General features: G+C 72.5%; 23 protein-coding genes and 1 pseudogene. 11 read left to right on the top strand and 13 right to left on the bottom strand.

The annotated features are described in order from the left end of the window. Nucleotides 1-4: 4 nt before the first annotated feature. Nucleotides 5-352 (top strand): annotated as a pseudogene (locus tag ACFY36_RS00235) (amidohydrolase family protein); the annotation flags it as partial. An 82-nt stretch (nucleotides 353-434) separates the two neighbouring features. Here ACFY36_RS00235 and ACFY36_RS00230 read toward each other — a convergent pair. Genes ACFY36_RS00230 through ACFY36_RS00220 form a run of 3 tightly spaced genes read right to left on the bottom strand, consistent with a single transcriptional unit; the run spans nucleotide 435 to nucleotide 2,090 of the window. Beyond that, a complete protein-coding gene (locus ACFY36_RS00230; protein ID WP_499744862.1) occupies nucleotides 435-689 on the bottom strand; it encodes a hypothetical protein in 255 nt (84 codons plus the stop codon). A 23-nt stretch (nucleotides 690-712) separates the two neighbouring features. After that, nucleotides 713-1,183: an OB-fold protein gene (locus tag ACFY36_RS00225; protein ID WP_499743671.1), complete on the bottom strand. Its 471-nt coding sequence runs from the start codon at nucleotides 1,181-1,183 to the stop codon at nucleotides 713-715. 25 nt (nucleotides 1,184-1,208) lie between these two features. Further along, entirely contained in the window at nucleotides 1,209-2,090 is an 882-nt protein-coding gene (locus ACFY36_RS00220; protein WP_499743670.1) for a helix-turn-helix transcriptional regulator, read from the bottom strand. A gap of 130 nt (nucleotides 2,091-2,220) precedes the next feature. On the opposite strand from ACFY36_RS00220, the gene ACFY36_RS00215 reads away from it, so the two are divergent. Next, complete coding sequence (locus tag ACFY36_RS00215) at nucleotides 2,221-3,081, top strand: SDR family oxidoreductase (RefSeq protein ID WP_499743669.1); 861 nt, start codon at nucleotides 2,221-2,223, stop codon at nucleotides 3,079-3,081. Continuing rightward, nucleotides 3,078-4,265, top strand: coding sequence for a metallophosphoesterase (locus tag ACFY36_RS00210; protein WP_499743668.1), 1,188 nt, complete (start codon nucleotides 3,078-3,080; stop codon nucleotides 4,263-4,265). The genes ACFY36_RS00215 and ACFY36_RS00210 overlap by 4 nt, the downstream gene beginning before the upstream one ends. A gap of 6 nt (nucleotides 4,266-4,271) precedes the next feature. Here ACFY36_RS00210 and ACFY36_RS00205 read toward each other — a convergent pair whose 3' ends face one another. Then, entirely contained in the window at nucleotides 4,272-4,844 is a 573-nt protein-coding gene (locus ACFY36_RS00205) for a TetR/AcrR family transcriptional regulator (RefSeq protein ID WP_499743667.1), read from the bottom strand. Between the two features lie 82 nt (nucleotides 4,845-4,926). Here ACFY36_RS00205 and ACFY36_RS00200 point away from each other — a divergent pair, with 82 nt between their 5' ends. After that, entirely contained in the window at nucleotides 4,927-5,772 is an 846-nt protein-coding gene (locus ACFY36_RS00200) for an aldo/keto reductase (RefSeq protein ID WP_499743666.1), read from the top strand. Here the strand turns inward: ACFY36_RS00200 and ACFY36_RS00195 are convergent. Next, entirely contained in the window at nucleotides 5,753-6,652 is a 900-nt protein-coding gene (locus ACFY36_RS00195) for a LysR substrate-binding domain-containing protein (protein ID WP_499743665.1), read from the bottom strand. The genes ACFY36_RS00200 and ACFY36_RS00195 overlap by 20 nt on opposite strands. A gap of 82 nt (nucleotides 6,653-6,734) precedes the next feature. Between ACFY36_RS00195 and ACFY36_RS00190 the strand changes: the two genes are divergently transcribed. Together ACFY36_RS00190 and ACFY36_RS00185 are read left to right on the top strand one after the other, a co-directional pair. Beyond that, nucleotides 6,735-7,328, top strand: a complete 594-nt coding sequence (locus ACFY36_RS00190) for a nuclear transport factor 2 family protein (protein ID WP_499743664.1) — start codon at nucleotides 6,735-6,737, stop codon at nucleotides 7,326-7,328. Further along, nucleotides 7,325-8,419, top strand: coding sequence for an amidohydrolase family protein (locus ACFY36_RS00185; protein ID WP_499743663.1), 1,095 nt, complete (start codon nucleotides 7,325-7,327; stop codon nucleotides 8,417-8,419). The genes ACFY36_RS00190 and ACFY36_RS00185 overlap by 4 nt, the downstream gene beginning before the upstream one ends. A gap of 6 nt (nucleotides 8,420-8,425) precedes the next feature. On the opposite strand, the gene ACFY36_RS00180 is transcribed toward ACFY36_RS00185, so the two are convergent. From ACFY36_RS00180 to ACFY36_RS00165, 4 genes are all read right to left on the bottom strand, one after another. Then, nucleotides 8,426-9,565: an amidohydrolase family protein gene (locus ACFY36_RS00180; protein ID WP_499743662.1), complete on the bottom strand. Its 1,140-nt coding sequence runs from the start codon at nucleotides 9,563-9,565 to the stop codon at nucleotides 8,426-8,428. Then, complete coding sequence (locus tag ACFY36_RS00175) at nucleotides 9,562-10,017, bottom strand: HIT family protein (protein ID WP_499743661.1); 456 nt, start codon at nucleotides 10,015-10,017, stop codon at nucleotides 9,562-9,564. The genes ACFY36_RS00180 and ACFY36_RS00175 overlap by 4 nt, the downstream gene beginning before the upstream one ends. 75 nt (nucleotides 10,018-10,092) lie before the next feature. Then, nucleotides 10,093-10,578, bottom strand: a complete 486-nt coding sequence (locus tag ACFY36_RS00170) for a nuclear transport factor 2 family protein (protein ID WP_499743660.1) — start codon at nucleotides 10,576-10,578, stop codon at nucleotides 10,093-10,095. Nucleotides 10,579-10,713: 135 nt separating this feature from the next. Further along, nucleotides 10,714-13,008 carry a thiamine pyrophosphate-binding protein gene (locus ACFY36_RS00165; protein ID WP_499743659.1) on the bottom strand — a complete coding sequence of 765 codons (2,295 nt, stop codon included), beginning with the start codon at nucleotides 13,006-13,008 and terminating at the stop codon, nucleotides 10,714-10,716. A 173-nt stretch (nucleotides 13,009-13,181) separates the two neighbouring features. On the opposite strand from ACFY36_RS00165, the gene ACFY36_RS00160 reads away from it, so the two are divergent. The 4 genes from ACFY36_RS00160 (at nucleotide 13,182) to ACFY36_RS00145 (ending at nucleotide 17,254) form a co-directional block, all read left to right on the top strand. Beyond that, the gene (locus ACFY36_RS00160; RefSeq protein ID WP_499743658.1) at nucleotides 13,182-13,850 is read left to right on the top strand and encodes a GntR family transcriptional regulator; all 669 of its coding nucleotides are present in this window, start codon (nucleotides 13,182-13,184) and stop codon (nucleotides 13,848-13,850) included. 108 nt (nucleotides 13,851-13,958) lie between these two features. After that, complete coding sequence (locus ACFY36_RS00155; protein ID WP_499743657.1) at nucleotides 13,959-14,807, top strand: fumarylacetoacetate hydrolase family protein; 849 nt, start codon at nucleotides 13,959-13,961, stop codon at nucleotides 14,805-14,807. An 18-nt stretch (nucleotides 14,808-14,825) separates the two neighbouring features. Beyond that, nucleotides 14,826-15,704 carry an alpha/beta fold hydrolase gene (locus ACFY36_RS00150; RefSeq protein ID WP_499743656.1) on the top strand — a complete coding sequence of 293 codons (879 nt, stop codon included), beginning with the start codon at nucleotides 14,826-14,828 and terminating at the stop codon, nucleotides 15,702-15,704. Continuing rightward, on the top strand, nucleotides 15,704-17,254 hold the full coding sequence (locus tag ACFY36_RS00145; protein ID WP_499743655.1) for an FAD-dependent monooxygenase: 1,551 nt from the start codon (nucleotides 15,704-15,706) through the stop codon (nucleotides 17,252-17,254). Before ACFY36_RS00150 ends, ACFY36_RS00145 begins: the two co-directional genes overlap by 1 nt. A gap of 8 nt (nucleotides 17,255-17,262) precedes the next feature. Here the strand turns inward: ACFY36_RS00145 and ACFY36_RS00140 are convergent, their stop codons facing one another. Next, a complete protein-coding gene (locus ACFY36_RS00140; RefSeq protein WP_499743654.1) occupies nucleotides 17,263-18,288 on the bottom strand; it encodes a lysylphosphatidylglycerol synthase transmembrane domain-containing protein in 1,026 nt (341 codons plus the stop codon). 9 nt (nucleotides 18,289-18,297) lie between these two features. Next, nucleotides 18,298-19,329 (bottom strand): hypothetical protein, encoded by a 1,032-nt coding sequence (locus tag ACFY36_RS00135; RefSeq protein ID WP_499743653.1) that lies wholly within the window; start codon nucleotides 19,327-19,329, stop codon nucleotides 18,298-18,300. 90 nt (nucleotides 19,330-19,419) lie between these two features. Here ACFY36_RS00135 and ACFY36_RS00130 point away from each other — a divergent pair, with 90 nt between their 5' ends. Further along, nucleotides 19,420-20,040, top strand: coding sequence for a TetR/AcrR family transcriptional regulator (locus tag ACFY36_RS00130; RefSeq protein WP_499743652.1), 621 nt, complete (start codon nucleotides 19,420-19,422; stop codon nucleotides 20,038-20,040). Here the strand turns inward: ACFY36_RS00130 and ACFY36_RS00125 are convergent. After that, nucleotides 20,024-21,094, bottom strand: a complete 1,071-nt coding sequence (locus ACFY36_RS00125) for a hypothetical protein (RefSeq protein WP_499743651.1) — start codon at nucleotides 21,092-21,094, stop codon at nucleotides 20,024-20,026. The two genes, ACFY36_RS00130 and ACFY36_RS00125, sit on opposite strands and share 17 nt — an antisense overlap. A gap of 57 nt (nucleotides 21,095-21,151) precedes the next feature. Further along, entirely contained in the window at nucleotides 21,152-22,054 is a 903-nt protein-coding gene (locus ACFY36_RS00120) for an aminoglycoside phosphotransferase family protein (RefSeq protein WP_499743650.1), read from the bottom strand. Nucleotides 22,055-22,056 lie beyond the last annotated feature (2 nt).

Below are 22,056 nucleotides of genomic sequence, written 5' to 3'. Positions count from 1 at the left end.
CCCAGTGGGGGCACGCTGGACCCCGGCCGACGCCCTCGCGTACTTGGACCGGCACGCCATCGCCGCTCAGATCCTCTCCACGCCGTGGACCTTCACCGGCACCGAGCAGGACCCGGACTTCGCGATCAAGTTCAGCCGCCGGGTCAACGAGGAGTACGCGGCGCTGATCGACAAGTACCCGGGCCGCTTCGGCGCCTTCGCCGCCGTGCCCGGCGACAGTCCCGAGGCGATGCTCGCCGAGATCGAGTACGCCCTCGACACCCTGGGCCTGGACGGCGTGCTGCCGAACTCCAACACCGACGGCCGGCACTTCGGAACGCCGTTCTTCGAGCCCGTGCTGGCCGAGCTCGACCGGCGCCGGGTCCCGGTCTTCGTGCACCCCTACGACAGCCCGCAACTCCCTGCTGCCGACCCTCGAGGTCACCGGCGCCGGGTCACAGCCTCTTCAGGACCAGCGCGGCCGCGAAGAGACCCGCCGCGACCGGCACGCCGGCCTGCGCGACGATCAGAAGTGTGTAATGGGCGAAGCTGTACAGCGCGTAGGGAACGGTGTGCCCGGAAGCGGCGTCGATCGAGCGCAGAGCGCTTTCCCCGAAGACGGCGCTGAACACGCCCAGGAGGATGAGGACGTACGATGCCAGGCGCGCCCGCTTGGCCACTGCCGCGGGGGAAGCCGGCTGCGTGTTCAAGGTTCCTCGTCTCGTCACAGCGATCAGCCGACGATCCGGGTGTCTTTGAAGATCAGAACGTTGGTGCGGTCGCTGAATACGTTGCAGCTCCCGGTCACGACGATCTCCCGGCCGTCCTCGACGCTCTCCAGCCGGCGGAACGACTCCGCTCGGCGGCCGTCGTAGGGCAGGACGAAGGTCCCGAGATGAGGGCCACCGGCCGCGTCCGACGCCTCGATCGCCGGCGTTCCGTACTTGCTCGCACCCGTGCTCAGCACGACGGCCCGGACCGTCACGGTGTGGCCGTAGCACTGGTCCTGCGCGCGGGACCGGTCGGCCGTGAACAGGTTGTGCAGGTCGCGGATCTCGACCGTGCCCGCCAGTTCGGCGGACGTCGCCGAGGCTCCAGCGGCGGAAGCCCGGGCGCCGCCCGCCGAGCACCCGGCCACTCCCACCAGAATTGCCACGGTCAGCGCCGGAACCCACCGGAACGGCGTCCTCATCGCAATGGTCATGCCGACACGATGCTGACCGGCCGGATCATCGTCCAGAGACCTCTCTTCCTGGTACTGCCGGTCCCACGGGCGCACCCATCTGCTGGATGCCGATGGTGGCCAGCAGGGCGAGCTTGCTGTCGGACTCACTGCCCGGTTCCGCGGTGTACATGGCGATACGCAGGTCGCCGCGCTGCGTGCTGAGGATGTCGCAGTCCAGGTCGAGGCGCCCGACCTCGGGATGCGCGATGCTCTTGCGCGACGGCCCGTGCTCGGTGATCTCGTACCGCTGCCAGATCTCGCGGAACCGCGCGCTGCGCTCGCTCAGCCGGGCGACGAGGTCGTGCAGCTGCGTCTCGCCGGGGTAGCGGCCGGCGCTGCGGCGCAGATCGGCGGCCATGGACGTAGCGAAGCTCTCGTCCGCCGGGTCACGGATGTAGCAGCTGGAGACCCCGCTGAAGTGCATCCACAGGATGTTGCGGTCGGCCTCGCGCAACCGTAACGGGTCGCCCAGCAGAGCCGCCCAGATCCGGTTCCACAGCAGCAGGTTCCACATCGCGTCGAACACCGCGATCGGGCGGTCGTCGGTACGTTCCACCAGCCGGCGGATGCCGGCCGGGACCAGCCGGTTGATCCGCCCGCCACCGGTGGCGTGACCGCCGAGATGGAACAGATGCTCCTGCTCGGTGTCGCTGAGCTGCAACGCCCGCGCCAGCGCGGCGCAGACCTGCGCCGACGGCGCCGAGGCCCGGCCCTGTTCCAGCCGCACGATGTAGTCCGCCGACACCCCCGCCAGCACCGCGAGCTCCTCGCGCCGCAGACCGGCGGCACGCCGGCCGGCCGTCACCGGCAGCCCGGCCGCCTGCGGGGTCAGCCGTTCGCGCCACACCCGCAGGACGGAGGCCAGCTCACCAGGGGTGCTACTCATCGGTCCATCGTGGCAGGCCCCGGCGCCGCCGGCCTGGTACTGCGAATACCAGGAAGAGGGGTATCTGGCCCCCGGCGCGGCGCGCCGCAGACTCGATGCCGGGATCGTCCCGTACGAGAGGAACCACATCATGATCGTTGTCACCGGCGCCAGCGGACGGTACGGCCGCGAGGTCATCGGCCACCTGCTGAGGCGGGGCCTGCCGGCCGAGCGGATCGTCGCCGCCGTACGGGACCCGGCCCGGGCCCGCGCCCTCGCCGCCCGCGGCGTCGAGGTCCGCGTCGCCGACTACGACGATCCCGGCACGCTGCTCACGGCCTTCACCGGCGCCGAGAAGCTCCTGCTGGTCTCGTCGACCGGACCCGACCACACGCGCATGGCCCAGCACCGCGCCGTCGTCGAGGCCGCCGGCAAAGCCGGGGCCGGCCTGATCGCGTACACCTCCGTCACCGGCGCTCCCACCAACCCGATGGCCCTGGCCGGCGTGCACCGCGACACCGAGCAGGCGATCCGCGAATCGGGGCTGCCCGCGGTGGTGCTGCGTAACGGCTGGTACACCGAGAACCACACCGGCACGCTGCCCGACGCGGTCGCCCGCGGCGTCATCGCGGGCAGCGCCGGGCACGGCCGCATCGCCTCCGCCACCCGGGCCGACCTGGCCGAGGCCGCGGCCGTCGTCCTGGCCCGCGACGATCAGGCCGGAAGAACCTACGACCTCACCGGCGACACCGCCTGGTCGCTGCCCGAGCTCGCCGAGCAGGTCACCGCGCTGACCGGCCGCCGCGTCACGTACGCGGCCCTGCCGCCCGAGCAGTACCGCCGGATACTCACCGGCGCGGGCCTCCCGGCCCCGGCCGTCGACCTGATCGTCGACGCCGACGTCCAGATCGCCCAGGGGGCACTCGCCGGCGTCACCGGCGACCTCAGGTCACTGCTCGGCCGGCCCACCACGTCGCTGGCCGCCGCGGTCGCGCAGGCGCTCGGCGGATGAGCGTCCTCTTCCTCGTGATCGCCGTCGTCGTGCTGGGCGGCCTCGTCGCGCTGCATCGGTACGCGTGGCGACGCCTCGTCCGCGACACGACGGGGCGGGGCCGGACGGCGCGGCGCGTCGGCACCGGCGTGTTCATCGCCGGGCCGGTGCTCGCGCTCGCCGCACTCGTCCCCGACATCCCCACGGTCCCCTTCGCCCTCGAACGCGTAGTGGACTGGCCCGGATATCTGTGGTCGGCCCTGTTCCTCTACCTGCTGCTCGTCCTGGCCGTGACTGAACCGGCGCGTCCGCTGCTGCGGTGGTGGCTGGCCCGGCGCGACGTGGCCGGCACGGACGTGATCCGGCCGGCGGAACCCGAGCTGTCCCGCCGTCTCTTCGTCTCGCGCGTGGTGGGTGGCGCCGCGGCCGCCGCGGCGCTCGGCACGGTCGGCCACGGCGCCTACGGCGTCCTCCACGGGCCCCGGGTCAAGCGGCTCACGGTGCCCCTGGCGAAACTGCCCCGCAGCGCGCACGGCTTCCGCATCGCCGTGGTCAGCGACATCCACCTCGGCACCATCCTCGGCCGCCGCTTCAGCCAACGGGTCGTCGACATCGTCAACAGCACCCAGCCCGACCTGATCGCCGTCGTCGGTGACCTGGTCGACGGCAGCGTCGAAGATCTCGCGGGCGCGGTGGAGCCGCTGACCCGGCTGCGCGCCCGCCACGGCAGCTACTTCGTCACCGGCAACCACGAGTACTACTCCGGTGCCGAGCAGTGGATCGACAAGGTACGCGATCTGGGGTTACGCCTCCTGGAGAACTCCCGCACCGAGATGCCCGGCTTCGATCTGGCCGGCGTGAACGACGTCGCCGGCGAACAGAGCGGCCAGGGACCCGACTTCGCCCGCGCCCTCGGCGATCGCGACCGCACCCGTGCCGCCGTCCTGCTCGCGCACCAGCCGGTGCTCATCGACGAGGCCGTGACCCACGGCGTCGACCTGCAACTGTCCGGGCACACCCACGGCGGCCAGCTCTGGCCCGGCCCCTTGCTGGCCGAGCTGGCCAATCCCACCGTCGCCGGCCTCGAGCGCTACGGCGACACGCAGCTCTACGTCAGCCGTGGCGCCGGCGCCTGGGGCCCGCCGGTGCGGGTCGGTGCGCCGTCGGACATCACGGTCGTGGAACTGGCCGCCACGCGGGCGTGACGGGTCTCAGCGGGCCCGGAGCGCGTCGGCGAGCAGGCCGAGCATGCGGCTGGTGCGCTGCGGATCGCCTCCGGCGGTCAGGAAAATGCCGTGCAGCATGCTTGCGGCGTCCTCCGGGTCGACGTCGCCGCGCAGGGTGCCGGCCCGCGCTCCACTGTCGAGGAGGGCGCGGAGCGCGGCGGTGACCCGCTCGCGGGTGTGCGGTCCGATCCGCCCGGCGGCGAAGCTGCTGCGCAGGGTGTCCATCATGCCGCGTTTGGTGGCCAGGAAGGCGGCGTACCGGTCGAGCCAGGCCCGCAGCGCGGCCTCCGGCGGCAACTGGTCCAGCAGGGCCGACGCGCTGGAGGTGACGTCGTCGAGCTCGGCCGCGTAGACCGCCTCGACCAACGCCTCCCGTGTCGGGAAGTGCCGGTAGAGCGTGCCCACCCCGACCCCGGCGTCCCGGGCGACGGACACCATCGCCAGGGACTCCTCGCCGTCGGCGAGCGCCACCCGGGCGGCCGCGAGCACCCGGTCCCGGTTGCGCCGGGCGTCGGCGCGCTCCTTGACCGGCCGCGGAACCGGTAGGGGATCAGTCAAAGCGGAAGGCCTTCCGTTTCGTGCTAGCGTGCTAAGCGGAAGCCTTTCCGCTTCTCCATTCTTGCACGAAAGCAGGCCTCGAATGCTTCCCACCCTGGCCGGCCGCAAGGTCGCCCGCATCGGCTACGGCGCGATGCAGCTCTCCCGCCTCCGCGACGACCGCGCCGCGGCGATCGCGCTGCTGCGCCGCGCCGTCGAGCTGGGCGTCGACCACATCGACACCGCGCAGTTCTACGGCTTCGGCTTCGTCAACGAGCTGTTGCGCGAGGCGCTGCGCCCCGAGGACGGCGTGGTGATCGTCAGCAAGGTCGGCGCCGCGCCCGACCCGGGCGGCCCGCGACCGCTGCGGTTCGCGCAGCGGCCGGCCGAGCTGCGGGCCGCCGTCGAGGAGAACCTGGCCACGCTGGGCCTGGAACAGATCCCGGTGGTGAACCTGCGCCGCGCCGACGCCGGCCCGATCGGGTTGACGCTCCCCGACGATCAGATCGTGGACCTCGACGACCAGCTCGCCGAGATGATCGCCCTGCGGGACGAGGGCAAGATCGGCGCGATCGGCCTGAGCAGCGTCTCGCTGGAGGTGCTGCGCCGGGCGCTGCCGGTGGGCATCGATTGCGTGCAGAACGCCTACAGTCTCGTCGACCGCAGCGCCGAAGAGATGCTGGAGCTCTGCCTGACCGAGGACATCGCCTGGGTCCCGTACTTCCCGCTCGGGAGCGCCGCCCCGCACCTGCCGAAGGTGACCGACGCGCCGGCGGTGATCGCCGCCGCCGGCGCCTCCGGCTTCACTCCGGCGCAGATCGGCCTCGCCTGGCTGCTGCACCACGCCCCGAACGTGCTGCTCATCCCCGGCACCGCCACCATGGCCCACCTGGAGGCGAACATGGCCGCGGGCGACGTCCCGCCCGACGTCACCGCGCCGGTCGGATAGGCGAGCCTCCGCTCCGGCGGCCGAGGAAGGCGCGGACCGGGCCGGACAACTCGTCGGGCCGGCTGATGGTCATGACGTCGACGCCGCCGATCACGCCAGTCAGGGGCCGGTAGACCAGCTCGGGCAGCGCGATGCGCTCGGTAAGCGCGGGAACGACGGCCACGCCGGTGCCGGCCGCGGCGAGGGCGAGGGCCCCGAGCGTGCCGCTCACCAGATGAACGCCGGGGCGATGCTCGCCCGGCACCGTCCGCAGCCGGGTGAGCACGGACATGTCGTCCTCCGCGGCCGCGTACACGATGAGGTCCTCGTCGACCAGCTCGGCGAGCGTCACCGGCGCGGCGGCCGCCAGCCGGTGGTCGTGGCGCACGGCGACCGACAGCGTCGTGTCGGCACGGCGGGTCACGACCAGGTCGGGCACGTCACCGAGACCGGTGTCGGGGACGTATCCGACGTCGAGCTCGCCCTCGCGCACGCCGGCGACCTGTGCGGCCGGGGCGAGCTCGGACAGCCTGATCTCCACCCGCGGATGCTCCTGGTGGAAGCGGCGCAGGTCGGCGGTCAGCACGCCGCCCAGCACCGCGACACCGGAGAAGCCGATCCGTACCGCGCCGATCTCGCCGCTGACCGACTGCCGGGCGACGCCGAGGGCACGGTCGGCCTGCGCCAGCGCCCGGCGCGCCTCGACGAGCAGCACCTCGCCGGCCTCGGTGAGCTCGACCCGGCGGCTGGTCCGGACGAACAGGGGGCCGCCGACCTCTCGTTCGAGTCCCTGGATCTGCGCGCTGAGGGTCGGCTGGGTCACGCGCAGCCGGGTCGCCGCGCGCCCGAAATGACGCTCCTCCGCGACCGCCACGAAGTAGCGGAGATGCCGTAGCTCCACGGTGCATACCCATCGTCCGTACCTATCAATCGATCGTATCAAGGTGTTGGACCGATCAATCGGCAGATCACACACTGAGTCCATGACAACGACCTGGCAGGACCGGCAGGACATCGCCGACCTGATGACCGGATGGATTCACCGTGACCTCGGTGAGTGGGACCGGCTCCGCGCGCTGTTCCACCCCGACAGCCGGATCGAGGTGACCTGGTTCGAGGGCCTCGCGTTCGACTTCGTCGACGCGTCGGCCCGGATGAACGCCTCCGACCTGCGGACCAAGCACCTGATCACGGCGCCGGTGGTGACCTTCTCCAGCGACGGCGATCGCGCGGTCAGCGAGACCAACGCCGTCATCATCGCGGAGAACGTCCGGCTCGAACTCGGCGGCAACGCCCACAACCGGTTCATCGACCAGCTTGAGCGACGCGACGGAGTGTGGCGCATCGCCGACCGCAAGAGCGTCTACGACTTCGCCTCTTTCACCTTCCCCACGGGCTTCAAGCACATCGAGCCCAGTGGACTCGCCGGGCATCCGCGGGAGTACGGGGCGCTGGCCTACGTGCTCGAGGCGAGCGGATTCCCGGTCCGGCGGGCCTTCGCCACCAGGGGCAGCAAGCTGGAGCAGGAGATCAAGGAGTCGGCTCTGGGCTGGCTGCACGAGGAGAACCGGCCGTGAGCACCACCACGATCACCGACGTCGCCGTCTTCGACGGGGCCGGCCTGCTCGACGGACGCTTCGACGTGTCCTTCGACGCGTCCGCCGTCACCGCTGTGGTCCCGGCCGGCACGGCCACGACCAGCGGGACGACGGTCGACGGCACCGGCGCCACCCTCCTGCCCGGGCTGATCGACGCTCACGTGCATCTCAGCGATCCCGAGCAGCTGTCGACGCTCGCCCGGTTCGGCGTGACCACCGCCCTCGACATGGGGACCTGGCCCACCGAGTTCGTCACCGCGCTGCGCGCCGCCGGGCGCGGTGCGGACTTCCGCAGCGCTGGGACCCCGATCGCCGGCGCCGGCGGCCCGCACGCCCGGATTCCCGGCTTTCCCGTTGACGACCTCGTGGCGAACGCGGAACAGGCCCGCCGCCGGGTCGCCGCTCGTGTCGCCGAAGGCGCGGACTACGTCAAACTCGTTCTGGAGCCGCCGGGCAGCGGCGGCCCCGACCTGGAGACGGCCGCCGCAACCGTCGGCGCGGCCCACGCGGCCGGGCTGAAGGTCGTGGCGCACGCCATCCGCACCGGCGCCGTGGAACTCGGCGTCAGCGCCGGGGTCGACATCCTCACCCATGCGCCGCTCGACGCCGCCCTCAGCCCCGAGGTGGTCCGGGCCATCACCGTGGTGATCCCGACCCTGACCATGATGCGCGGCACCGCGGTCAGCCTCGGCGCCGCCGGGCTCTCGTACGACCACGCCCGTGACGCGGTCACGGCCCTGCACCAGGCCGGCACGACCGTCATCGCCGGGACCGACGCCAACGACGCGCCCGGTGTTCCTTCGTCGGTGGCGCACGGCAGCAGCCTGCACGACGAACTGGGCCTGCTCGTCGAGGCCGGGTTGAGCCCACTGGAGGCGCTGCGGTCGGCGACCGGCGTCACCGCCTCGGTGTTCGGCCTGGCCGACCGTGGCCGGATCCGCCCGGGTCTGCGGGCCGACCTGCTGCTGGTCGACGGCGACCCGTCCACCGATGTGGCCGCGACCCGCCGGATCCGGGCGGTCTGGACGACCGGCCGGCCGGTCGACGCCGTGACGCCGGCCGAGGGCTGAACCCCTCTACGCCGGCGGCGCGCGGTCCGGGATGCGCGTGCCCGCGATCCAGACCCCACGGATGTCGCGGGTGGCGGTGATGTCGCGGGACGGGTCGCCGCCGACGAGGACGAGGTCGGCGCGCTGCCCGGTGGCGATCGTGCCGCGGCCGGTCAGGCCGAAGACCTCGGCCGCGGACGAGGTCGCCGAGCGCAGCGCCTCGACCGGGGTGAGGCCGGCGTGGACGAGCCGTTCGAGCTCCTCGTGCAGCGCTCGCCCGTGCGGGACCTGGAACGGTGACAGTGGGTTGTCGTTGGCGTCCGTTCCGGCCAGCACGATCCGCCCGGCGCGCCGGAAGGCGGCGACGGTGGCCTCGGCATGCCGGTAGCGCATGCGCAGGGACGGGACGGCCAGCGACAGCACTCGTACGGGCAGGCGCCGCCCGATGGACTGCTCGACGCCTTTCATCATCGACAGGGTGGGGATGATCGTCACCGGGTGATCGGCCAGCAGACGCTCGCCTTCGGCGCCCAGGGCGCTCGTGAGCGTCGTGTGGGTGACGACGTCGACGCCGGCGGCGACCGCGCCGAGGAGGGTGCGCGTGCTGACGACGTGCGCCACCGTGAGCAGGCCGGCGGCGTGGGCCGCGGTGACGATCGCGGCGACGGTCTCGGCGCTGAGCGGCTTGGCGCCGGGGAACGCCGGGTCCTCCACGATGATTTTGACGTAGTCCGACCCGTCGGCGACCCGGTCGGCGACGAACCGGGCCGCGTCGCCCGGCCCGGTCACCCCGGTCGAGGCCGGGTGTCCCATGCGGGTGATGAACGTGGAGCCCGGTCCGCTCGCCGGGCGGCCGGCGGTCAGAAGCTCCGGAAGCCCGGGCAACCGGCGCAATGCGACGGTGGCGGCGAGATCCGGCGCGCCCATGTCGAGCACCGTCGTGACGCCCCACTCGGCCATCGCCGCGAGCTGCTCACGCGTGTGCACATGGGCGTGGGTGTCGATGAGCCCGGGCATCAGCGTGGCGCCCGCGCCGTCGACGCGGTGGGCGCCGGCCGGCGCCGGCCCGTCGGCGATCGCCCCACCCTGGATCACCACGTCGGCCGACCCGCCCATCCGGTGGCCGTCGAAGATCCGCGCGGCGGCGATGACGGTGACGCCGCTCATTCGGTGGTGCGGTGCAGGCGGCGCCGGTAGGCGTCGCGCATGCCGGGGACCAGGGCCCTCGCGGCGATCGGATCCGCGTGTTCGCCGCGCAGCTGCAGGATGTTGCCGCCGCGCATGGCTGTCGGCACGTCGGCGCCTCGGGCGGCGATCAGGGCGTGGAAGTGGGCGTAGTTCTCACCGAAGACCATCAGGTAGGTCGCCGGCGCGCCGGTGGCTTCGGTGACCGCCGCCGTGAGGTCCTGCGCCCGTTGGGCGAAGGTGGCGAGCTCGGCCGCGGCCAGGCCGGTGATGCGCTCGGCGTGCCGCCGGGCGCGCAGGATCACCCAGCCCGGCACGTCGTAGCCCGCCACGACCTGGGCGGCCCAGTGCTCGTCGCTGAACACGGTGGTGTCGGCCGTGCCCTGCTCCAGGTCGCACATCAGGCAGTCGGCGGGGGCGCTTGACTGGTTCACGGGATCCTCGGTTCCTTGCCGTGGTGAGGGCGGCGCCGGAAACCGCCACAGTGGACGGCCTCCGGCGCGCCTCGATCAGGAGAAGACTTCGACCTTGGCGTTCGCGGGGATGTCGTCGTTGACCCGGGCGGTGTCGTCGGCCCGGCGCCAGATCTCGTAGCCGTTCTCGCGCGAGATCTTGCCGTCGCGGCACTTGAACGCGTGCAGCAGCCGGATGCTGACCCTGGTGCCCACCGGGTACGGGCAGTTGCGGAACCCGTCGTCGGTGATGGTCCACTCGAAGACGCTGTCGTCGAAGACCCACTCCTCGTTCGCGAACCGGTGCAGGTTCGTGATCTTGTGGATCGTCATGGAGCTGAAGATCTTCAGGTACTCCTGTTTGACCTCTTCCCGATCGCGCAGGACCAGGCCCCGGGCCGGCACCTCCCAGACGATGTCGTCGGTGTAGCCGGCGATGGCGATGTCGATCGTCTCAGGGGTCTCGTTGTGGAAGTGCTCCTCCACCACGGCCAGATTGCGGGCGATGATTTCCTCACGCGACAGAGCGCTGTCCGGTGTCATCTGGATCTCCGATCGGAATGAACGACGCGGTGGACGTCGAGATCGTCACGCTCGTGAACGCGGGCGGCTCTCCCCGGACGAGCGATGATCAACAGCTGTGCTCAAGTTAACAAATATATGTGATAACAGCAATGCTCAGGCGAGGTCGAGGGCGGCCCGCACGATGCTGTCGGCATCGATGCCGTGGTGGCGGTACACCTCGTCCAGGCCGCCCGACTGGCCGAACCGGGTGACACCGAGGTGACGGGCCGGTCGCCGGTGCAGGCCGGCCAGGAACGCCAGGCTGTGCGGATGCCCGTCGAGCACGGTCAGCAGCGGGGCGGCCCGCCCGGCGGGGAAGGCCGAGCCGAGGATCCACGTGGCGGCGTCACCCTGTCCGTCGCGGGCCTGCATGGCCTCGAAGAGCAGGCCCGGACTGGTCACACACACGACGTCGGCGGCGATGCCCAGCTCGGCCAGCCGGTCGGCGGCGGCGAGGGCCTCGGGCACGATCGCGCCCATCGCCGCGATCGTCACCATGGGCGACGCTGAGTCGCGCTTGAGGGGGTACGCCCCGGCCACCACCTGCCGCCGCCGTCGCTCCCGGGCCGCCGGGTCGTCCGGCACCGCGGCCAGCGACTGGTCGACCGGGCGCGAGGAGAGGCGCAGATAGGCCGAACCGCCGTCGGGCCGGCCGAGCCGGGCCATCGAGGCGAGCAGCGCCCACTCCAGATCGAGGGCGAAGGCCGGCTCGTAGCTGACGCAGCCCGGTTGCTCCAGGCCGATCGACGGGGTCTTGATGGACTGGTGGGCGCCACCCTCGGCCGCCAGGCTGACACCGGCCGGGGTGCCGACGAGAATCGACTGTCCACCGGCGTACACCCCGAATGACCACGGCTCCAGGGCGCGCTCCACGAACGGGTCGTAGACGACCCCGATCGGCAGCAGCGGCTCGCCCCACCGGCTCCAGGTCGCGCCGAGCTCGCCGAGGAGGCCGACCAGGTTGACCTCGGCGATGCCGAGCTCGATGTGCCGGCCGGTGGGCCGCTCCCGCCAGTGCAGGATGGTCTCGGGATCGTCGGCGAACCAGTCCCGGCGGTCGTCGGACGACCACACGCCGACCTTGTTGATCCAGCCGCCGAGGTTGGTCGACGACGCCACGTCGGGCGCCGCGGTCACCACCCGCCGCGCGACCTCCGGCGCCTGGCGGGTCAGGTCGAGCAGGGTGCGCCCGAGAGCGGCCTGCGTGGAGCCGCGCCCGGTGGGCGTCCTTCCCAGATCGCCGGGCACGGCGGGCGGAGCCTGCGCGGTGACCGGCGGCCGGCGCAGCCGGGCCGCCACCGTCGCGCACAGCCGCCCGGCGTCCGACCCGGGCGCGAACCGGGCCCACGGCTCGTCCAGCGACATGCCCACGCGGTCGGCGAGCTCACGCAGCTGGGCCTCGGTCAGCATCGAGGAATGGTTCTGCGGATGTCCCTCGGTGGCCAGGCCGTGCCCCTTCACGGTGTAGGCGAAGATCACCGTGGGCCGGGTGTCGTCGATCGCGGCGATGGTGTCGCCGATCGTCCGGAGGTCGTGGCCGCCGAGGTTGCGGAACGCCGCGGCCAGGGTGGCGTCGTCGAGGCGGCCGGTCAGGGCCCGTACGGCCGCCGCGGTGTCGCCGTCTCCCGGCAGGCGCTCTCGCAGTTGGTCCGGGGTGCACCGCAGCAGGCGCTGGAACTCGGCATTGCCCATGGTGTCGAGGCGCCGCCGCAGAGCGTCTCCACCCGGCGTCTCGAAGAGGCCGGTCAGCAGACGGCCGTACTTGGCGGTGAGCACCTGCCAGCCCGCGGCCTCGAACATCGCTTGCAACCGGGTGACGGCGAGGTGCGGCACCACCCGGTCGAGCGACTGCCGGTTGAGGTCGACGATCCAGCACACCTCGCCCAGCGTGGCGACCATCGGGTCGAGGATCGCCTCCCAGCACGCGCCCTCGTCCAGCTCGGCGTCGCCCACCAGCGAGTACTGACGGCCCCGGCCGGCCGCGCCGCCGTCGGCGCCGACGTAACGCCGCGCCAGCGCACCCCAGATCGGCGCGGTGGCGCCGATGCCGACCGAGCCGGTCGAGTAGTCCACCGCGTCCGGGTCCTTGGAGCGGCTGGGATAGCTCTGCAGCCCGCCGAACGCGCGCAACGTCGTGAGGTAGCGCTCGTCCAGGCCGCCCAGCAGGTAGTTGATCGCGTGCAGCACCGGGGAGGCGTGCGGCTTCACCGACACCCGGTCGGCCGGGGTCAGGTGCTCGAACCAGAGCGCCGTCATGATCGTCACCATCGAGGCGCTCGACGCCTGGTGGCCGCCGACCTTCACGCCACCGGGGTTGGGCCGGACCCGGTTGGCGTGGTCGATCATCGCGGTCGACAGCCAGAGCACCCGCCGTTCCACGTCTTCCAGCCCGGCCAATCGATCCGTCATCACGCCTCCAGGGCTCAGGGGGGCGTTATCATATATCGCAGTCGTGACTTCGCACCCGGCCCGACCGCCGATATAGTCATGCCACCAGACGTGCGTAAAGGGACGAGAAGTCAGTGCAGCCATCTACCGCAAGCGTCCGCCCGATCGAGTCGCGATCCGTCGCCGAGCAGGTGATGGCGGAGCTTCGACGGTCGATCCTGGCCGGCGACCTCGAGCCCGGCCGGGAGTTCTCGCTGCGCGAGGTGGCCGAGATGCTCCAGGTCAGCATCATCCCGGTGCGTGAGGCGCTGCGGAGTCTCGAGAGCCAGGGCCTGGTGCACATGCGCCCCGGGCGCAGCGCGGTGGTGGCGCCGCTCGACCTCGACGAGCTCCAGGGCATCTACCGGCTACGGCGGCGGCTCGAGCCCGAGATCGCCCAGCGCTCGTGCCGTCTGCTCTCCGCGGCCGACCTCGACCGCCTCCAGGAGCAGGCCGCCGGCTTCGGCGACGAGCGGACCTCGATCCATGAGATCTACGAGTCACACCACGCCTTCCACCTCGCCCTGCTGGCGCCCGCGGCGACCAGCTGGGACCTGCGCATCCTGACCACCCTGTGGCGGGCGGCGGAGCGCTACATCCGGATCGGTTTCGGCCGCCTCGACCCCGACCCGAACGAGCACTGGCGGCGCGAACGCGCCCACCAGGAGCTCCTCGACGCCTTCCGCCAGCGCGACCCGGAGGTGGTGGCGGCCGCCGTGCACCAGCATCTGGCCCACAACGAGCAGACCGCGCTGCTCGCCCTTCGCGACGTGGAGACGCCCACCCCGCCCGCCGCGCCACGGGGCCGGCGCTCTCCTCGCTGACCTTCCCCGCTCGTAGCACTCCCCTCCTTTCGCCTGTTGCTGTTATCACATATAACCGATACGGTTCCGGCCAGATCGACGGTGTTCCCGCCCGGCGAAGGGGTCTTGATGCGTATCTACAACTTGGACGGCCGCCTCGCCCTCGGGGTGGGCGCGCAGAAAGCCGTGGACGTCGAGACGGCCAGCCGCGGCCGCTTCACCGCCGACGTCCAGGCCGTCTATGACCGGTGGGACGAATTCGCCGGCTGGGCCCGCGACTTCGAGGGCCCGCCCCAGCTCACCGTCTCCGAACACCGGCTCGGGCCACCGGTACCTCGCCCACCCCAGATCTTCGGCATCGGCCTGAACTACCGCGAGCACGCCGCCGAGGCCGGGCTGCCACTGCCGCACCAGCCGATGGTCTTCGCCAAGTTCCCGGCCGCCGTGACCGGCCCGCACACGTCGATCACCCGGCCCCCCGGATCGGTCGACTTCGAGGCCGAACTGGTCGCCGTGATCGGCGCCCGCGCCGAACAAGTGAGTGCCGACCACGCGTGGAAGCACGTCGCCGGTCTGACCGGCGGCCAGGATCTGTCGGAACGTGAGCTGCAGACGACCGGGTCCACGCCACCGCAGTTCAGCCTGGGCAAGTCGTTCCCCGGCTTCGCCCCGATCGGGCCTTCGCTGGTGAGCGCCGACGAGTTCCCCGACCCCGATGACATCGGCCTCGGCTGCGCGATCAACGGCGAGCCGATGCAACAGGGCCGCACCGCCGACATGATCTTCTCGATCCCCCGCCTGATCGAGTTCCTCTCCGGCGTGGTCCCCCTCCTGCCCGGCGACCTCATCTTCACCGGCACCCCGAGCGGCATCGGGTGGGCGCGCACACCGCCACGCCTGCTGCAGGTCGGCGATGAGCTGGTCACCCACGTCGAGGGCATCGGCGAGATGCGTCACCACTTCGTTGCTCACCCCTGATCGGCAAGGAGTCCTGGCATGACCGAAGCGCGCACCACATTGGAACTGGTCGTCGACGGCCTGACGATCACCGCCCTGACCGCCGGGCCGCCCGGACGGCCGCTGATCGCCGCCCTGCCCGGCGGCACCTACACCGGCGAATACTTCGACGTACCCGGCTCCGCGCGGGGATCCTTCATGCGCACCGCCACCGCGGCCGGCTATCAGGTCGCCGGCTTCGACCGGCCCGGATACGGCGGCAGCACCGCCCTGAGCCCGGCCGGCAACACCTTCGACCGGCATGCCCAGCTGCTGGACGCCGCGATCGCGCAGGCCGCGTCCCACCTCGGCGCCGACCGGGTCTTCCTCGTCGGGCACTCGATCGGCGGCATGATCGCCATGATGATCGCCGCCGAGGGCCCCAGCTTCCCGCTCATCGGCCTGTCGGTCACCGGCATGGGCGCCGTCCTCAACAGCAACGGCGCGGCCGAGGCCCTGGCCCAGCTGCCCGCCGACGCCACCGTCGACCTGCCCTACGACCAACGCGACCAGGTCATGTTCGGCCCGGACGGCACCTACAGCTCCGCCGCGGTCGAGGCGGCCCACCGGTCGTACGCCCCGGTGCCGGTCCGCGAGCTGATCCAGGCCCCACGGTGGCCGGTCGACCGGCTGCCCGGCCTGGCCGCGCACGTCCGGGTGCCGGTGCACAACGCCGTCGCCGAGCACGACATGCTCTGGGACAGCTCGCCGGAGAGCGTCGAGAAGTTCGCCGCCATGCTCACCGCGGCCCCGTTCGTCTCCGCCACGATCGCGCGCGGCACCGGCCACAGCATCGACCACCACACCCTCGGTCATGCCCTGCACCTGCGGCAGCTCGCTTTCGCCGAGGAGTGCGCGGCCTGGGCGGAGCGCGAGTAATGCCGCTCGAGCACGTGCCGGTGCTCATCGCCGGCGGTGGACCGGTCGGCCTCGCCCTCGCCGTCGAGCTCGGCCGGCGCGGCGTCGAATGCCTCGTCGCCGAGCCCCGGGCCACCGTCTCCCGGGCCCGGCCCCGCTGCAAGACGATGAACGTCCGGTCGATGGAGCACCTGCGCCGGTGGGGCATCGCCGACCGGCTGCGGGAGCGGGCGCCGCTGCCGGCCTCCTGGTCGCAGGATGTCGTCTTCTGCACCTCGATGAGCGGCCACGAGCTGTCCCGGTTCAGCGGCGTGCTCGGCCTGGCGGCCGACGGCGACCGGTTCCCCGAGCTCGGTCAGCAGGTGCCGCAGTACGTCCTGGAGGGGCTGCTGCGCGACGTCGTCACGGAGCTGCCCGCCTCCACCCTCCTCACCGGGCACCGCGTCGACGAGGTCGAGCAGGACGAATCGGGGGTCCGCGCCGTCGTCGTCGACGAGGCCGGCCGCCGCTCCACGGTCACCGCCGACTATCTGATCGGTTGTGACGGGCCCCGCAGCACCGTTCGCGACCGGATCGGCGCCTCCTATGTCGGTGGCCAGGCGTTGCGGCCCAACTTCGGCATGGTCTTCGAGGCCCCCGAGCTCTGGCGGGACCTGCGCCACGGTCCCGCCGTGCACTACTGGGTCGTCAATCCGGCCGCGCCCGCCGTGATGGGACCGATCGACCGTACGGGCACCTGGTGGATCATCGCCTTCGGCGTCGACCAGGAGACCGGCGAACGCGACGCCCGCCGCATCATCGACGCCGCCGCGGGCCGGCCCGTCCAGGCCCGCGTGGTGTCCACCGACCCGTGGACGGCCCGCATGCAGATCGTCGACCGCATGCGCTCCGGCCGGGTGTTCCTCGCCGGGGACGCCGCCCACCTCAACCCGCCGTTCGGCGGGCACGGCCTCAACACCGGCCTGGCCGACGCCGTCGACCTCGGCTGGAAGCTCGTCGCCGTCCTCGACGGCTGGGCCGGACCGGCGTTGCTGGACAGCTACGAGGCGGAACGCCGTCCGGTGCAGGAGCGGGTGATCCGCGAGGCCACCGCCAACATGGCCGTACTCTCCACCGAACTGCTGGCCGACAACCTCGACGCCGGCGACGAGGACGGCGAACGCGCCCGGCAGGCGGCCCACCGCCGGATCCAGGCGACGAAGAAGGCGGAGTTCCACTCCCTGGAGCTCGTCCTGGACATCCCGGTCACCGGACCCGCCGTCGCTCCCGGCGGCGGTCGCCGGCTGCCCCATCTCTGGCTGGAGGACGGCCGATCGCTCTACGACGAGCTGGGCCCCGGGTTCACGCTGGTGCTGCTGGGCGGCGACGGGAGCCCGGCCGCCCAGCTCGCCGCCGTGGCCCGGTCGCGGGGTGTTCCGGTCGAGCTCACCGACCTGCGTGAGCGCGACGTCCGTGGCCGGTTCGGGGCGGATCTCCTGCTGGTACGGCCCGACCAGCACATCGCCTGGGGCGGCGACACGCTGACCGGTGGCGCGTCCGCCCTCCTCGACCGGGTGTGCGGCCGGGGCTGACCAGGGCGTCACCACCGCCCGGCCTCCTGCCGGGCCTCCTCCCGGTCGTCGCGGCGGCGGCGGAGCACGAGCCAGGTGATCCATCCGGCGCCGATGATGAAGCCGAAGCTGACGATCCGGTACAGCACCACCGCGGCGACCGCGGTGGCGGTGTCGACGCCGCCGGTGACCAAGCCGAGGATCAGGGCGCTGTCGATGATGCCGAGGCCGCCCGGGACCAGGGTGATGGTTCCGGCCGCCATGCCCGCGCAGAAGGCCAGCAGGACCTGCGTGGCGTTGACGGGCTCGTCGGTGACGGCTCGCAGGCACATCCAGAGGCAGACCGCGTCGAGTCCCCAGTTGAGCACGGCGAACACGGCCGCGGCGGTGCCGCGCCCGGCGGTCAGGCGGGCCGAGCCGAGCTGGCCGAGGAAGGCCCGGACGTGGTCGAGGCCCTCCCCCTCGGGCCGGCGGCGGACCCGGTTGATCCGGCTCAGCACGGCCCGGGCCACGGGATCGGCCGTCTCCGGGCGGCGGCTGATCCGGTGGGCCCCGGCCACGATCACCGCCACGGCAGCGGTCAGGGCGGCGAGGTTGTACCACTGCGGCGTGCCGTCGGAGACCAGCGCCCCGGCCGCCGCCACCAGGGCCAGAGCGGTGGTCGACAGGACGCCGGACAGGGCGATGCACCACGAGGCGACCGCCGGCGTGGCGCCGAAGCGGCGCAACTGCTGATAGTTGAAGCTCGTGGAGAACGCGGGACCGCCGGGCAGGGTCTCGTTGAGCGAGTGCGCGGCGTAGGCCAGGGCGATGTTACGGCGGATCGGCACCCGCAGCCCGGCCGAGCGCAGCAGGAACTGCTGCATGCGGGCGTAGCAGCCCATGGCGATCACCTCGGCCAGGACCGCGGCCGCGAGCCACCCGGCGTGCGGGCCGCGCAGCTGCGACATGGCCGAGGCCAGGGCCGGCCAGCCCACGATGAGCTCGGCCGCGAACAGGACGATCAGCGCGGTGAGGGCGCCGCGCCGGACCCAGGCGCGCGCTGACCGTGACATGGCGGGTGGTCACACCGTGGCTAGTGTGCCGGGCGCGGCGACGGCGCCGATGGAACGGCGGCGGGCACGACGGGCGCCGGCCAGGCACAGTACGACACCGAGCGCCAGCCAGGACAGCAGGACGACGATGGAGTGGGCCACGCCGTGCCCGTCGAAGAAGGCGGACGAGCGCAGCAGCTGGCCGCCGGCGCCGGGCGGCAGCAACTGCCCGAGGGCCCCGGACCAGCCGGGCAGCATCTCGGGGGCGCTGGCGCTGCCGGACAGCGGATTGCCCACCAACATCATGATCAGCGCGCCGACGCCGAACCCGGCGTAGCCGAGCAGGGCCTCCAGTCCGAGCAGGGTCATGGCGGTGGCCGCGATGGTCAGGGCGATCGCGCCGGAGTTGGCGAGGTAGGAGCCGTCCAGCGAGCCGAACCAGAACTGCAGGATCGCGGCCATGGCCAGGCCGCCGGTGACGGCGAAGACCAGAGCTCCGGTGACCCGTCGCGACGTACCACGCAAGAGGTTGGTCAGCAGGACGGCGGTGAGCATGCCACCCATGACCAGCGGAAGGGCGGCGGCGGTCAGGCCGGCGCCGCGGGGATCGTCGGCGGGCAGCGCGACGACGTCCCGCACGGCCACGGAGGACGTGCCGGCCTGGGACTGCGCCGGCGCCAGGGCGGTGGCCATGCCCTGCAGCGTCTGCGCGATGGAGGCGCTGCCGGCCGACGCGGTGATGACCTGCGGTGTGCCCGTGCTGAGGTCGATCGCCCCGTACACCTCGCGGTCGCGGATCATCTGTTCGGCGGCGGCGGTGCCGTCGACCACGGTGATGTCGAACGCGTCCGGCATGCGCTGCTGGAGAGCCGCGGTGACCTGGCCCGTGGCGGCCGCCGGCCCGGCCACCGCGATCGGCACGTCATGCACCGACGAGCGGACGGACGGCCAGGCGAACGCGGTCAGCAGGACGCTGATGATGACGGTGAGCAGGGCGACCGCGCCGGCCACCTTCGGCCAGGGCGACGGGGCGTGCGCGCCCGGGAGAACCCGCGTGGACATGTGACTCCTTACCGGAATGAGCGTTCGTTTTTAGTGTGGCGGGCCGCCCGCCGCGTTGTCAAGAACGAACGTTCGCTTTAAAGTCGTCGCGTGCCCCGAGTAACCGAGCAGTACCGGGCCGGCCGCCGCGCCGAGATCCTGGCCGCGGCGGCCCGCCTCTTCGCCACCGACGGGTTCCACGCGACGTCGATGGCCGACATCATCAGCGAGTCCGGCCTGTCGGCCGGCGCGGTGTACCGCTACTTCCGCAGCAAGGAGGAGCTCATCGGCGCCGTGGCCGAGCTGGCCCTGTCGACCGCGGACGAGATCTTCGACGCCCTGCTGGCCGGCGGCGCCTCGCCGTCACCCGGTCAGGCCATGACCGCGATCATCGAGGCGATCAGCGGCCGCATCATGAACGACGCGATCGCGGGCACCGACATCACCCGCATCGGCGTCCAGGTGTGGGCCGAGGCGCTGCGCAGCCCGGAGCTGGCGACCCGGGCCAACCTGGTCTACCGCGAACTCCGGGGCCGTTTCTCCGAGGTGGCCCGCCGCTGGCAGGCCGCCGGCAACCTGCCCGCCGACGCGGTGCCGGACGAGGTCGGCGCGGCCATGCTGGGCCTCGTACAGGGCTTCATCCTGCAGCACCTGCTGGTCACCGACACCGACACCGGGGGCTACCTGGCCGGGGTGCGGGTCCTGCTGACCGACGTCAGGGAAGGCCGGTGAGGCTCTTGCGACGTTGGGCTCCCGCGATCGCGTTCACCACACCGAGAACGACCGCGCCGACACCCGCGTACAGGGCGAGCGTGAGGATCGGGGTGCCCAGCGGCGCGTCCGGGAAGTAGAGGACCCGCCGCAACAGGGTCGCTCCCGCGCCCGGCGGCAACGCCTGGCCGAAGCCGTGCCAGAACGCCGGCATCAGCGGCCCCGCCGTCGCCGCACCGCTGATGGGTGCCCCAAGAAGGAAGTAGAGGACAGCGCCGACGCCCGCTCCGGCCGCGCCGATGATCGACACGATGGCGCTGATCGACGCGGTGACCGCGAGGTTGATCAGGGCCAGAGACGCGGTCAGCTCCATGAAGTGGATGTGGGTGCCCACACCGAAGGCGCGGGCCAGGCCCGCGACGCCCGCTCCCAGACAGAGGCCGTACAGAATCAGGAAAAGAACCGGAAGCTCGCCGCGGGCGACGTTCGCGCGATAGCGCGGCACGAGCTGGCCCAGGCCGAGCGCTCCGATGGTGCCGCCGAGGATGATGACCTGCAGCATGACGCCGATGCTCCCGCCGCCGGAGTCGTCGGCGGGCAGTGGGCTCACTTCGGTCACCGCCGGGGTGCCGGCCTGCGCGAACGCGGTGGTGACAAGGCCCGTCAGCACGGAGGCGACCTGTGGTGAGGCGGCCGTCGACTTGAGCAGTTCGACACCGGTTCCGCTGATGACCAGCGCGCCGTAGACGTCGAGGCGGCCGATGCCGGCCAGAGCGTCGGCCCGGCTGCCGTACGTCTTGACGTCGAGCGCGTCGCCGGCCTGACTCTCCAGCGCGGCCCGTGTGCTGTCGGCCCCCACATAGCCCAGGGGAATGTGATGCGGCGTCGGCGCGTGCGAGATGCTCAGCAACGCCGACCCCAGCAACGACACGATGGCCACGCCGAGCGCGACGACCACCGCCGCCCGCACCCAGAAATGCCGTTCCCGCCGCTTCTCGGCCTCCGGCGGCAACTCCTGGGCGTCCGGCTCCAGCGACGCCGCGACCTGCTCCGCATGCTCCGACCGAACCGACATCTGCTCACCCCTCAGCTCGATGCTCGCAGCCGGTGCGGGGATTCGTGGCGAATCGCGTCAGAAGCCCTTCAGGACGCGGGCGAGGGCCGACCGGCCGGCGGGGCCCCAGTTCGGCTTGCCGCCGGGGAGACCCCGGTCCCCGTTCTGGCCCATCAGCATCAGGAACAGGCTCTTCATGGCGGCCAGGCCACGGGCCCGCCGGATCGTCGCCTCGTCCGCCGGGGCGTACCGGTCGAAGAAGCGCGAAGCGCCGCCCTCGGGCAGCAGCAGCCAGGCGGCGCCCAGGTCCCACGCCGGATCGCCGGCGAAGAGGGCGCCGAAGTCGATGACGCCCGCGAGCGTGCCGTCGGCGACGACGACGTTCGCGGGATGCAGGTCGCCGTGCACCCAGACCCGCGGGCCCGGCCACTCGGGGGTCGCCACCGCCTCGTCCCAGACCGCCCGGATGTCGTCCTCGGCAGCGCCGAAGCCGAAGCGGCCGAGATCCACCGCCCCCAGGAAATGATCGAATCCCCTGGCGTCCCTGGGGTGGGTGCCGAAGTCGGAGGCGCCTGGCGCGTCGGCCGGCGCCTCGACGTGCAGCGCCGTGAGGAAGGCGGCCAGCCGGTCGGCGGCGTCGTCGCCGCGGGTGATCGAGCCGAGGTCCAGGGGTGTTCCCTCGACCCAGGTCATGACCGTCCAGAGCTTCGGGAAGCGCTCGGACGGCGTACCGCTGCGCACCGGCGTCGGGATGGGAAGCGGCAGGCGCGGCGCCAGGAACGGCAGCCAACGGCGCTCCTTGAGTTGCGGGCCGGGAGTGGTGTCCATCCGCTGCATCCGGATCGACAGGTCGTCCCCGAGGCGCCACATCTGGTTCCCCCAGCCGCCCTCGACCTCGCGGAGGGGCAGATCGGCCAGGTCCGGATGCTGCTCCCGCAGCAGATCGCGGACGAGATCGACCTCAACCTCGGGCTCACTCACGG

This window comes from Actinoplanes sp. NPDC000266 (genome assembly GCF_042899005.1).
In the GTDB taxonomy this organism is placed as follows: Bacteria; Actinomycetota; Actinomycetes; order Mycobacteriales; family Micromonosporaceae; genus Actinoplanes.
Note: the sequence above shows the minus strand (reverse complement) of the source record. Positions and strands in the feature narration are given on the sequence as shown.